11 protein-coding genes, 1 tRNA gene and 1 pseudogene are annotated in these 12951 nt (G+C 40.3%); 8 read left to right on the forward strand and 5 right to left on the reverse strand.

Annotated elements, in window-relative coordinates; all coding sequences use genetic code 11:
• Positions 1-53: 53 nt before the first annotated feature.
• Positions 54-200, forward strand: coding sequence for a hypothetical protein (locus ACWPV5_RS03415; RefSeq protein WP_141230437.1), 147 nt, complete (start codon positions 54-56; stop codon positions 198-200).
• On the opposite strand, the pseudogene ACWPV5_RS03420 reads toward ACWPV5_RS03415, so the two are convergent.
• The 4 genes and pseudogenes from ACWPV5_RS03420 to ACWPV5_RS03435 form a co-directional block, all read right to left on the reverse strand.
• Positions 197-442: pseudogene (locus ACWPV5_RS03420) on the reverse strand (solute carrier family 23 protein); the annotation flags it as partial. The gene ACWPV5_RS03415 and the pseudogene ACWPV5_RS03420 overlap by 4 nt on opposite strands.
• A gap of 46 nt (positions 443-488) precedes the next feature.
• On the reverse strand, positions 489-1727 hold the full coding sequence (locus ACWPV5_RS03425) for an NAD(P)H-dependent oxidoreductase (protein WP_219966606.1): 1239 nt from the start codon (positions 1725-1727) through the stop codon (positions 489-491).
• Positions 1728-1745: 18 nt separating this feature from the next.
• Entirely contained in the window at positions 1746-2351 is a 606-nt protein-coding gene (locus ACWPV5_RS03430) for an NADPH-dependent FMN reductase (protein ID WP_219966607.1), read from the reverse strand.
• A gap of 59 nt (positions 2352-2410) precedes the next feature.
• Positions 2411-3334, reverse strand: coding sequence for an FAD:protein FMN transferase (locus ACWPV5_RS03435; protein ID WP_219966608.1), 924 nt, complete (start codon positions 3332-3334; stop codon positions 2411-2413).
• Positions 3335-3640: 306 nt separating this feature from the next.
• Between ACWPV5_RS03435 and nox the strand changes: the two genes are divergently transcribed.
• The 4 genes from nox to ACWPV5_RS03455 all read left to right on the forward strand — a co-directional run bounded on the left by nox (position 3641) and on the right by ACWPV5_RS03455 (position 8971).
• On the forward strand, positions 3641-5020 hold the full coding sequence (gene nox, locus ACWPV5_RS03440; RefSeq protein ID WP_000036783.1) for a H2O-forming NADH oxidase: 1380 nt from the start codon (positions 3641-3643) through the stop codon (positions 5018-5020).
• Between the two features lie 151 nt (positions 5021-5171).
• Entirely contained in the window at positions 5172-6047 is an 876-nt protein-coding gene (gene pdxS, locus ACWPV5_RS03445; RefSeq protein WP_000138526.1) for a pyridoxal 5'-phosphate synthase lyase subunit PdxS, read from the forward strand.
• On the forward strand, positions 6048-6635 hold the full coding sequence (gene pdxT / locus ACWPV5_RS03450; RefSeq protein ID WP_173227005.1) for a pyridoxal 5'-phosphate synthase glutaminase subunit PdxT: 588 nt from the start codon (positions 6048-6050) through the stop codon (positions 6633-6635).
• A 1001-nt stretch (positions 6636-7636) separates the two neighbouring features.
• Positions 7637-8971, forward strand: a complete 1335-nt coding sequence (locus tag ACWPV5_RS03455) for an Nramp family divalent metal transporter (RefSeq protein WP_454382315.1) — start codon at positions 7637-7639, stop codon at positions 8969-8971.
• A gap of 78 nt (positions 8972-9049) precedes the next feature.
• Here the strand turns inward: ACWPV5_RS03455 and ACWPV5_RS03460 are convergent.
• Positions 9050-9137, reverse strand: a tRNA-Ser gene (locus tag ACWPV5_RS03460).
• A 161-nt stretch (positions 9138-9298) separates the two neighbouring features.
• Here ACWPV5_RS03460 and ACWPV5_RS03465 point away from each other — a divergent pair.
• The 3 genes from ACWPV5_RS03465 to ACWPV5_RS03475 are packed head-to-tail and all read left to right on the forward strand — an operon-like array spanning position 9299 to position 12902.
• Positions 9299-10039, forward strand: coding sequence for a DeoR/GlpR family DNA-binding transcription regulator (locus ACWPV5_RS03465; protein WP_000920651.1), 741 nt, complete (start codon positions 9299-9301; stop codon positions 10037-10039).
• A complete protein-coding gene (gene pfkB, locus ACWPV5_RS03470) occupies positions 10036-10947 on the forward strand; it encodes a 1-phosphofructokinase (RefSeq protein ID WP_454382317.1) in 912 nt (303 codons plus the stop codon). Before ACWPV5_RS03465 ends, pfkB begins: the two co-directional genes overlap by 4 nt.
• Entirely contained in the window at positions 10944-12902 is a 1959-nt protein-coding gene (locus ACWPV5_RS03475; protein WP_454382319.1) for a fructose-specific PTS transporter subunit EIIC, read from the forward strand. The genes pfkB and ACWPV5_RS03475 overlap by 4 nt, the downstream gene beginning before the upstream one ends.
• The last annotated feature ends 49 nt before the right edge of the window (positions 12903-12951 follow it).

Below are 12951 nucleotides of genomic sequence, written 5' to 3' on the forward strand. Positions count from 1 at the left end.
CACTTCCGTAATTGGAAATGCTCGTTTTTGATGTGTTTAGACTCTTATACTCAATGAAAATTAAAGAGCAAACTAGGAAACTAGCCGCAGGTTGCTCAAAACACTGTTTTGAGGTTGTGGATAGAACTGACGAAGTCAGTAACCATATCTACGACAAGGAGACGTTGACGTGGTTTGAAGAGATTTTCGAAGAGTATTAGTCTTTATTTTCGTATGGCAAGATCAAGTTCAAGATGATTCCTGTCATGGCTGATAGGGCAGTACCTGAAAGGGTAACTGGACCAAGTTTAAGGATAGCTCCTCCAAGTCCAAGGACTAACATAGCACTTGCGATGATGAGGTTACGCATTTGACCAAAATCAATACGTTCTTTAATCAAGACTTTCAAACCGTTGCTGGCTATAACTCCATAGAGAAGGATTGACATACCACCAAGAACAGTTGATAAAGAGTCACTAAAAAAGGAACCATAACGGTTCCTAAAATTATTAGTTACTTGCTCCAGATGTAGCGTCTGCGCCACCACCGTGGCCTCCAGCATCACCTGCATCAGAAGCTCCAGATGTAGCATCTGCATTGCCATGTCCTCCAGCAGGAGCTGCAGCATTTCCACCAACTAGACGTTGACCAGTTGTATTGAGGTACCAGTCAAGCCATGGTTGGAAATTAAAGATGATTTCATTGATTCCAGCATATGAACCATCTGGATAGTACATTGCTTGGTAATTATGGGTATTAATAACGCCTTCTGGTGTTCCTGGCACAATTGTACGGACATATTCTTGATCCCCGTTACGCAATACGCCGACAACCCATTCAACGTTTTTCATTCTAGAATCTGGCAATGTACCGTGTACTGTTCCTAATCTATTTCCTGATTGAGCACGTACACGTTTACCAAACATTGTATCTGGATCTTGGTGTGCGTTATTAAAGTACAAGAATTGATTATTATCATCTGCAAATGTCAACTCAAATGGCATTGCTTTCAAGAACATGTCAATTTGGTTAACTGTCAAGATACCGTGGTCTAATTTAACGTAAGTATCTCCAGAAACAGCTCCAACAAGTTCAGCTGCTTTTTCTACCCATTCAGGATCGTCTGGATCAACACCTTGAATGGTAGTTGCAATTGAATTTGTACAATATAAATCTTCTGGTGCAATTGGTTTTGGTTTTTTCAATTTTGAAACGACTCCCACATATTTTACAAAGTTGTCCAAGCATGTTTCAAGGAAATTAATAGTTCCTTCATTTGTGATATTGCCCTCTGCGTCAAATGCTTCTTTGGCTTTACCAAGAAGGAATTCGTTACCTGGAAGCGTATAGGCATTAACACCTGGAGCATCAAGAATCTTACGAAGGTGAACTTGGGCACGAGAAGTACCTTGGTCGTAGTAAGAAGCTCCCACAATCATGACTGGTTTGTTTTCAAATGGATGAACTTCGTATGAAAGCCATTCAAGAACAGATTTAAGAGAAGCTGAGATTGTGTGGTTGTGCTCAGGAGTAGCGATAATGACACCATCAGCACGAGTAATTCTGTTATACAAGAGACGCAATTGGAAACTTTCATCCCATTTTTCGTCTTGGTTGAACATTGGAACTTCGTCAATTTCGAGAACTTCTAATTCAAATTTGAGTTTGAAGTGACGACGGATGAATTCCAAGAGTTTACGGTTATATGATTGATCGTAGTTTGATCCTACAAGTCCAACAAATTTCATTCTTTTTGGTCTCCTATCTTACAAATTTTCCCAGTCAAAGTCTTCAGCATCTTTGCGAAGTAGGGCTTGTGCGTTGCGCAATTTTTCTGTAATTTTTACAAAGATACGGAAGTCGTCAAAAGTGGCATCCATTTTTTTAATAACATCAAGATCCACTAGGTCACCACTTGGGTTGAAGGCTTGAAGAGAATGTGAAAGCAAGAATTCATCTGGAAGGACACTTGCTTTAATTTCTGGAGCATTCAAGATTTGGCGAAGTTGTAATTGGGCACGTGATGAACCAAGTGTACCGTAAGAAGCACCTGTAATCATGATTGGTTTGTTCAAGAGTGGGTAAATACCATAAGACAACCAAGCAAGAGCGCTCATCAAAACAGCTGGGATAGAGTGGTCATACTCAGGAGTACCGATAATAACGCCATCTGCCTCTTCGATTTTAGCAGCAATTTCCAGAATTTCAGCAGGTACTTGCTTGTCAGCTGGCTTGTTAAAGACAGGGATATCCTTGATTTCAACAAGTTCAATTTCAGCTTTGTCAGCAAAGTGTTTTTGCATGTATTGAAGCAATTGACGGTTTGTAGAACGTTTTGAATTTGTTCCAACAATAGCAATAAGTTTTAACATGAGATTTCCTTTCTCTTTTTACATAATACGATTTTAAAACTCCATTGAAACAGTTGTTTCTATAGAGTAGGAATTCCTGAAGAACAACTTAGGTGACCTTCCTTATCAATCAGAATCGCTTCGATTCCCTCCAAACTTTCGACTTGCCAAAGGATAGAAGCAGGTCTTTCTCCAAAGAGTCGAGTTGTCCAGATTTCGCCATCAACTGATTTATCAGAGATAATTGTCAGACTAGCGAGTTCTGTTTCAACAGGATATCCTGTCTGGCTGTCAAAAATGTGATGGTAATCTTTTCCATCGACTGTCAGGTGACGTTCATAAATGCCTGAAGTCACGACAGATTGATTGACAACGGGGATGGTCATTAAGTGATTACCCCGAGGATTGGCTGGGTCTTGAATCCCGATTTGCCAAGGTTGATTCCCTCTTGCCCGATTTTTTCCAATGGTCAGGATATTCCCTCCCAGATTGATTAAGGCAGATGTCACTCCCTCTTCTCTAAGAAATTGGGCAACTTTATCCGCACTATAACCCTTGGCTAAACAACCAAGATCGATTTTCATTCCTTTCTGTTTTAAAAACACAGTGGAAGTGGAAGAATTTAACTCGATATAATGAGGATTGATTAGAGGGAGCACCGATTCAATTTCTTGAGGTTGGGCGACCTTGGCATCTGAAAAACCGATACGCCAGGTTTGAATCAAGGGACCAATACTGATGTTGAGATGGCTAGAGGGCGCTAGGCTATGCTCTAACCCAAGTGAAATCAGTTCAAACAGGTCTGGATGAACCTTGACGGGGGCTATTCCAGCTTGATGATTGATTTCCATCAACTCAGATTCTTGGCTATTGGCATTGAAGCGGTATTCGAGCTCTCTGAGTAAATCAAAGGATTTCTGGAGCAAGCTATCGGCTCGCTCATCCACTAATGAAATAGTGATAGTGGTTCCCATTAGGCGTTCAGAATGTGAACTAAGAGGCAAGCTACCAACTCCTTTCTCTTATGAAAAGAAGGTTGAAATATAGTAAATTTATGAAAAATGAACCCCTTACATTTTCTTTCCATGATACTAGCATACCATAAAGTCAGCGTTTTCACAAATAAAATTTGTAAAGATGTCAAGAAATATGCTCAGGAAATGAAGAAAAATTGCAAGAATCTGTGTTAAGATACAGATTATTTACAATTTTTTACAAAAAAATAGGAAAAATCAGCCAAACTCTTGTAAACGCTAACAGTAAATGTTATACTAGTAGGGTAAATTTAGAATGAAGGTAGGAAATTTTTTATGAGTAAGATCGTTGTAGTCGGTGCTAACCACGCTGGTACAGCATGTATTAATACTATGTTGGATAATTTTGGAAATGAGAACGAAATCGTTGTATTTGACCAAAACTCTAACATCTCTTTCCTAGGATGTGGAATGGCTCTTTGGATTGGTGAACAAATTGACGGTGCTGAAGGCTTGTTCTATTCTGATAAAGAAAAATTGGAAGCTAAAGGTGCTAAGGTTTACATGAACTCACCAGTTCTTTCAATCGACTATGATAACAAAGTAGTTACAGCAGAAGTTGAAGGAAAAGAACACAAAGAATCATACGAGAAATTGATTTTCGCTACAGGTTCTACACCAATCTTGCCACCAATCGAAGGTGTTGAAATTGTTAAAGGCAACCGCGAATTTAAAGCAACTCTTGAAAATGTACAATTCGTTAAATTGTACCAAAACGCTGAAGAAGTTATCAATAAACTTGCTGACAAGAGTCAACACCTTGACCGTATCGCCGTTGTTGGTGGTGGTTACATCGGTGTTGAACTTGCTGAAGCCTTTGAGCGTCTTGGAAAAGAAGTTGTCCTTGTTGATATTGTTGATACAGTCTTGAACGGTTACTATGACAAAGACTTCACACAAATGATGGCGAAGAACTTGGAAGACCACAACATCCGCTTGGCGCTTGGTCAAACTGTTAAAGCAATCGAGGGTGACGGTAAAGTTGAACGCTTGATTACTGATAAAGAAACTTTCGACGTGGATATGGTTGTTCTTGCAGTTGGTTTCCGTCCAAATACAGCCCTTGCTGATGGTAAGATTGAACTCTTCCGTAACGGTGCCTTCCTTGTAGACAAGAAACAAGAAACTTCACTTCCTGGTGTATTTGCCGTTGGTGACTGTGCGACTGTTTATGACAACGCTCGCAAAGACACAAGCTATATCGCCCTTGCTTCAAATGCAGTTCGTACTGGTATCGTTGGTGCCTACAACGCTTGTGGACATGAATTGGAAGGAATCGGTGTGCAAGGATCAAATGGTATCTCAATTTACGGACTTCACATGGTTTCAACTGGTTTGACTCTTGAAAAAGCTAAAGCTGCTGGTTACAATGCAACTGAAACAGGCTTTAACGATCTTCAAAAACCAGAATTTATGAAACATGATAACCATGAAGTTGCCATCAAGATTGTCTTTGACAAAGATAGCCGTGAAATTCTTGGTGCACAAATGGTTTCACACGATTCTGCAATTAGCATGGGAATCCACATGTTCTCACTTGCTATCCAAGAGCATGTGACAATTGATAAATTGGCATTGACAGACCTATTCTTCTTGCCACACTTTAACAAACCATACAACTACATCACAATGGCTGCACTTACAGCTGAAAAATAAAATTTGATGAACTATCTGGCCTTAAGTTAAGGTCAGATAGTTTTTTAGCCAATCTGTACCCATACAATTATTCTTTTTTTATCTTGTGATTCCTTCTGTTCTGAATTAAAATGAAATGGTAGCTACCAATATAAATGATGAGGAAAAAGAAATGACTGAAAATCGTTATGAACTAAATAAAAACTTGGCACAGATGCTCAAAGGTGGGGTTATCATGGACGTTCAGAATCCTGAACAGGCCCGTATTGCAGAAGCTGCTGGTGCGGCAGCTGTGATGGCCTTGGAGCGGATTCCAGCTGATATTCGTGCAGCTGGTGGAGTTTCCCGCATGAGCGATCCAAAGATGATTAAGGAAATCCAAGAAGCGGTTAGTATTCCAGTGATGGCCAAGGTCAGAATCGGGCATTTTGTTGAAGCTCAGATTTTAGAGGCCATTGAGATTGACTATATCGACGAGAGTGAAGTTTTATCTCCAGCAGACGACCGTTTCCATGTGGACAAAAAAGAATTCCAAGTTCCTTTTGTTTGTGGGGCTAAGGACTTGGGTGAAGCCTTGCGACGTATTGCTGAGGGTGCCTCTATGATTCGTACCAAAGGAGAACCAGGTACAGGAGATATCGTCCAAGCTGTTCGCCATATGCGTATGATGAATCAGGAAATTCGCCGCATTCAAAATCTACGTGAGGACGAACTTTATGTTGCTGCCAAGGAATTGCAAGTCCCTGTAGAATTGGTTCAATATGTCCATGAGCATGGAAAATTGCCAGTTGTAAACTTTGCGGCTGGAGGCGTTGCAACGCCAGCAGATGCGGCATTAATGATGCAATTAGGGGCAGAGGGTGTCTTTGTCGGCTCAGGTATTTTCAAGTCAGGAGATCCTGTTAAACGAGCGAGTGCCATTGTCAAAGCGGTAACTAACTTCCGTAATCCTCAAATTCTAGCTCAAATCTCTGAAGATCTAGGGGAAGCCATGGTTGGTATCAATGAAAATGAGATCCAAATCCTCATGGCTGAGCGAGGGAAATAGATGAAAATTGGAATATTGGCCTTGCAAGGTGCCTTTGCAGAACATGCAAAAGTGTTGGATCAATTAGGTGTCGAGAGTGTTGAAATCAGAAATTTAGAGGATTTTCAGCAACATCAGAGTGACTTGTCAGGTTTGATTTTACCTGGAGGAGAGTCTACAACCATGGGCAAACTCTTACGCGACCAGGACATGCTGATTCCCATTCGAGAAGCCATTCTATCTGGCTTACCAGCCTTTGGAACCTGTGCAGGCTTGATATTGCTGGCTAAGGAAATTACTTCTCAGGAAGAAAGTCATCTTGGAACTATGGATATGGTGGTCGAGCGCAATGCCTATGGGCGCCAACTAGGAAGTTTCTACACGGAAGCAGAATGTAAGGGAGTCGGTCAGATTCCAATGACCTTTATCCGTGGTCCAATTATCAGCAGTGTTGGAGAGGGTGTAGAAATTCTAGCAACAGTTGAAGATCAAATCGTTGCAGCCCAAGAAAAAAATATGTTGGTAACTTCTTTTCATCCAGAATTGACTGATGATGTTCGCTTGCACCAGTACTTTATAAATATGTGTGACAAAAAGATAGTGGAATAAAAAGTGATAAATCAAGTTTTGATTCGCTTTTTCCAAAGAATCATTTTTTAAGTCATCTGACAGTATTCTGTGATTTTAGATTTATTTACGATAAATTAGAAAAGAATGATTGTTTTGACTTAGGGCATAAAGCTTATATGCTGAATATAGTGTTCAAGTATCTTTTATTGGGAGCACTTTAGAGGATGGAGTTAAAATACTATTCTATACTCCTTAATACTCTTCGACAATCTCTTCAAACCACGTCAGCTTTATCCGCAACCTCAAAGCGGTGCTTTGAGCAACCTGCGGTTAGCTTCCTAGTTAGCTCTTTGATTTTCATTGAATATATAGTAGTTTGAAATAAGATGTGTGCAACTTGATTAGGGAAATCAAATTAATTTCTAGAAATGTTTTAGTATCCACGATGTACTATTCTAGTTTCAATTTACTATAAAAATGATGTATGGGATTGGTCAAAAAGAACACTTTGAAAATAGCAAAAAACGAGTATCTCTACAGATGGAGATACTCGTTCTATTATGTATAAAGCTATGAGTCTGTCGTCCTACGTAAGGTGCGCGTCGAAGGTTATACCTAAAAAACTCCAAACGCGATACAATAAAGGGGATTAAGGCAATTCTAAAGATTTTTTAAGAGGTAAGTGATGAGTTAAGATCAATGGTGTTTTAACAAGGTGAAAAGGGTCAGGCAAAAAGTCTTTAAAATCAGAAAACGCATAATATCAGGTGTTGAATTTTACAACGTTTTTTATTTTATTTTTTGGTATTCTTTTGCAAAAAAGAATACAACATTTTGTTGTATCCTAAATATTAAATCAAGTCCTGAATTTTCTTAAGTTTTTATCATATTTTCTGTTATAATTAAGGTGCCTTAAGAAAAATAATGAAAAAACTAAATGTTTTTCATATAGTTTTCATTGTTTTAATAGTTTAAAGTCAATCTTATTTTTCTCTAATAGAAAATAATGAAAAAGTAGGTTTAGAAAGAGGTAAGTATCTATGTCTTCTCATAAAAAAGTGTCACTCTCTGAGATTAATCAATCTATCGATACTCCAAATAACAATCATTTCTGGCAAAATTTAAAGGCCTTCTTGGGTCCAGGTGCCCTTGTCGCAGTTGGTTATATGGATCCAGGAAACTGGATAACCAGTGTGGTTGGAGGTGCATCCTATAAGCACAGTCTCTTATTTGTCATCTTGATTTCATCACTCATTGCTATGCAGCTTCAGCAGATGTCAGGAAAGCTTGGAATTGTAACTCAAATGGACTTGGCTCAAGCAACGGGTCATCATTCACCCAAATGGCTTCGTTATAGCTTATGGGTGATTTTGGAGTTGGCCTTGATGGCGACAGACCTGGCAGAAGTTCTAGGTTCAGCGATTGCTCTCAATCTTCTTTTTAAGATTCCGATTATGATAGCCATCCTTTTGACGGTTCTAGATGTCTTTCTCTTATTGCTTTTGATGAAATTTGGCTTTAAGAAGATAGAAGCTATTGTGACAACACTGATTTTAACGATTTTAGCAATCTTTACTTATCTGGTAGCTTTATCAAATCCAAGTTTCCAAGGAATCGCTGAGGGTTATTTACCCAATTCGACCTTATTTGAGAGTCCTTTGCCAGGTCATGAAAGTCAATTAACTTTAGCTCTGGGGATTGTAGGTGCGACGGTTATGCCTCATAACCTCTATTTGCATTCTTCCTTGTCTCAAACTCGGAAAATCAATCACAAGGACAAGGATGATGTTCGAAAAGCGGTGCGCTTTATGACCTGGGATTCAAATCTCCAATTATCCTTGGCCTTTGTGGTTAACTCCCTTCTATTAATTCTCGGGGCGGCTCTCTTTTTCGGCCATGCATCTGAGATTTCTGCCTTCTCTCAAATGTATAATGCCTTGCAGGATTCTACTATTGCAGGAGCTATAGCTAGCTCGACCTTATCAACCTTGTTTGCCTTGGCTTTATTAGCCAGTGGTCAAAATTCGACAATTACGGGTACCTTGACTGGACAAATCGTTATGGAAGGTTTCTTGCATATGAGATTACCTCAATGGTTCATTCGTTTGGCAACTCGTCTCTTTGCCTTGTTGCCTGTCATGATTGTAGCGGTTCTGTTTGGTCATCAGGAAAAAACATTGGATCAGTTATTGGTTTATTCACAAGTCTTTCTTTCGATTGCTCTTCCATTTTCAATCTTCCCACTGATTTATCTAACTTCTAAGAAATCACTGATGGGAGAATTTACCAATGCCAAATGGAATACCATCCTTGGCTATATCGTTTCCATTATCTTAACAATTCTCAATGTGAAATTGTTATTTGATATTTTCTAAGAAATTCACCCGAGTTATAAAACAAGCATATAAGAAAAAAGATACCCAAGATTTCTTGGGTATCTTTTTTAAAATAAACGGAAGACATGGGATTCGAACCCACGCACGCTGTTACACGCCTACCGCGTTTCCAACACGGCCTCTTAAGCCTCTTGAGTAATCTTCCAATACTTACTCAAATAGTCTACCATAAAGGCTCTTATCTTGCAATAAAAATTTTGGAAATAAGAAAAATGATAGATTTTGAAAGAAAATGACAAAAAGCGCTTGACTTTGAAAGAAAGTGTGATAGAATGAATAGTGTAAACGATAACAGGAGGTGATTCAGTGTTAAAAACAGAGCGGAAGCAACTGATTTTAGAGGAGTTAAATCAACATCATGTAGTTTCTCTAGAAAAATTAGTTAGTTTGTTAGAAACGTCAGAATCAACGGTTCGAAGAGATTTGGATGAGTTGGAAGCGGAAAACAAGCTTCGTCGCGTGCATGGTGGAGCAGAATTGCCCCATTCCTTGCAGGAAGAAGAAACCATTCAAGAAAAATCTGTCAAAAACCTTCAAGAAAAGAAGTTGCTGGCTCAGAAGGCAGCCTCTCTCATCAAGGAACAAGATGTCATCTTTATCGATGCTGGAACAACAACTGCTTTTTTGATTCATGAATTGGTTAATAAGAATATTACTGTTGTGACAAATTCGATTCACCATGCCGCTCAGTTGGTTGAAAAGCAGATTCCAACTGTCATGGTTGGAGGAAGTGTCAAGATGGCGACAGATGCTAGTATCGGGGGCGTTGCTCTTAACCAGATTAACCAATTGCACTTTGACCGTGCCTTTATCGGGATGAATGGTGTGGACGATGGTTATTATACGACTCCTGATATGGAAGAGGGAGCTGTGAAGCGTGCTATTTTAGAAAATGCCAAACAGACCTATGTCTTGGTGGATTCGTCTAAAATTGGACAAACTTGCTTTGCCAAGGTAGCACCACTCAAACGAGCTATTGTTATCACAAGTCAAGGGCATGAGCTCTTGCAGGCTATTAAGGAGAAAACGGAGGTAATAGAAGTATGATTTATACAGTCACACTCAATCCATCCATTGACTATATCGTTCGTTTGGATCAAGTTCAAGTCGGTAGTGTCAATCGAATGGACAGTGATGATAAGTTTGCTGGTGGGAAAGGAATCAATGTCAGTCGTGTCTTGAAACGCTTGGGTATTCCAAATACAGCGACTGGATTTATCGGAGGTTTTACTGGTAAATTTATCACAGATACTCTGACAGAGGAAGAAATCGAGACACGTTTTGTCCAAGTGGCAGAAGATACTCGTATCAATGTTAAAATCAAAGCAGACCAAGAGACAGAAATCAACGGGACTGGTCCAAATGTTGAACCAGCTCAGCTAGAAGAATTGAAAGCTATTTTATCTAGTTTGACTGCAGAAGATACAGTTGTCTTTGCAGGTTCAAGTGCTAAAAATCTAGGTAATGTCATCTACAAGGATTTGATTGCCTTGACACGCAAGACTGGTGCGCAAGTCGTTTGTGATTTTGAAGGACAGACCTTGATTGATAGTTTGGACTACCAGCCACTTTTGGTCAAACCAAACAATCATGAACTTGGAGCGATTTTTGGAGTGAAACTCGAAAGTTTAGATGAAATTGAGAAATACGCTCGTGAGTTACTGGCTAAAGGTGCTCAAAACGTCATTATTTCTATGGCTGGTGACGGTGCTCTTCTTGTCACATCTGAGGGAGCTTACTTCGCAAAACCTATCAAGGGAACAGTCAAAAATTCAGTTGGAGCTGGTGACTCTATGGTTGCTGGATTTACAGGTGAATTTGTCAAATCAAAAGACGCAGTAGAAGCCTTCAAATGGGGAGTTGCTTGTGGAACGGCAACTACCTTCTCGGATGACTTGGCAACAGCAGAATTTATTAAAGAAACATATGAAAAAGTTGAGGTAGAAAAACGATGAAAATTCAAGACCTATTGAGAAAAGATGTCATGTTGCTGGATTTGCAGGCAACTGAAAAAACAGCTGTCATCGACGAGATGATTAAAAGTTTGACAGACCACGGTTATGTGACAGATTTTGAAACCTTTAAAGAAGGCATTTTGGCGCGTGAAGCTTTGACTTCTACTGGTTTAGGAGACGGTATCGCAATGCCACACAGCAAAAATTCTGCTGTAAAAGAAGCGACAGTTCTCTTTGCCAAGTCAAACAAGGGTGTTGACTACGAGAGCTTGGATGGGCAACCAACTGACCTTTTCTTTATGATTGCAGCTCCAGAAGGTGCCAATGATACTCACTTAGCAGCCTTGGCAGAATTGTCTCAATACTTGATGAAAGACGGATTTGCTGACAAACTCCGTCAAGTAACATCAGCTGACCAAGTCATTGAGCTCTTTGACCAAGCTTCAGAAAAAACTGAAGAGCCTGTTCAAGCACCTGCTAATGACTCTGGTGACTTTATCGTGGCTGTTACAGCTTGTACGACAGGTATTGCCCACACTTACATGGCCCAAGAAGCCCTTCAAAAAGTAGCTGCTGAAATGGGGGTTGGTATCAAGGTCGAAACCAACGGTGCTAGCGGTGTTGGAAACCAACTAACTGCTGAAGATATCCGTAAGGCTAAAGCGGTTATCATCGCAGCAGACAAGGCAGTTGAAATGGATCGTTTCGATGGCAAACCATTGATCAGTCGTCCGGTTGCTGATGGTATCCGTAAAACAGAAGAATTGATTAACTTGGCTCTTTCAGGAGATACGGAAGTTTACCGTGCCGCTAATGGAGCAAAAGATGCAACAGCCTCTAACGAAAAACAAAGCCTTGGTGGCGCCTTCTACAAACACTTGATGAGTGGTGTCTCTCAAATGTTGCCATTCGTTATAGGTGGTGGTATCATGATTGCCCTTGCCTTCTTGATTGATGGTGCTTTAGGTGTTCCAAATGAAAACCTTAGCAATCTTGGTTCCTACCATGAGTTAGCTTCTATGTTCATGAAAATCGGTGGCGCTGCATTTGGTTTGATGCTTCCAGTCTTTGCAGGTTATGTTGCTTACTCTATCGCTGAAAAACCAGGTTTGGTAGCAGGTTTCGTGGCTGGTGCTATTGCCAAAGAAGGGTTTGCCTTTGGTAAAATTCCTTATGCCGCAGGTGGTGAAGCAACTTCAACTCTCGCAGGTGTCTCATCTGGTTTCCTAGGTGCCCTTGTTGGTGGATTTATCGCAGGTGCTTTGGTTCTTGCTATCAAGAAATACGTTAAAGTTCCTCGTTCACTTGAAGGTGCAAAATCAATCCTTCTCTTGCCACTTCTTGGAACAATCTTGACTGGATTTGTCATGCTAGCTGTTAACATTCCAATGGCAGCAATCAACACTGCCATGAATGACTTCCTAGGTGGTCTTGGAGGAGGTTCAGCTGTCCTTCTTGGTATCGTCCTTGGTGGAATGATGGCTGTTGACATGGGTGGACCAGTTAACAAAGCGGCTTATGTCTTTGGTACAGGTACGCTTGCAGCGACTGTTTCTTCAGGTGGTTCTGTAGCTATGGCAGCAGTTATGGCTGGAGGAATGGTGCCACCACTTGCCATCTTTATCGCAACTCTTCTTTTCAAAGATAAATTTACTAAGGAAGAACGCAACTCTGGTTTGACAAACATCATCATGGGCTTGTCATTTATCACTGAGGGAGCGATTCCATTTGGTGCAGCTGACCCAGCTCGTGCTATTCCAAGCTTCATCCTTGGTTCAGCAGTAGCAGGTGGCCTCGTTGGTCTTACTGGTATCAAACTCATGGCGCCACACGGTGGAATCTTCGTGATCGCCCTTACTTCAAATGCCCTTCTTTATCTCGTTTCTGTCTTGGTAGGAGCAATTGTAAGTGGTGTTGTCTATGGTTACCTACGCAAACCACAAGCAGTTAAATAAAAGGGAACTATATACCAGTTTAAACCAACCACAAAATGTAGTATTTCAA

It is taken from the genome of Streptococcus sp. Marseille-Q7156, from assembly GCF_965119495.1.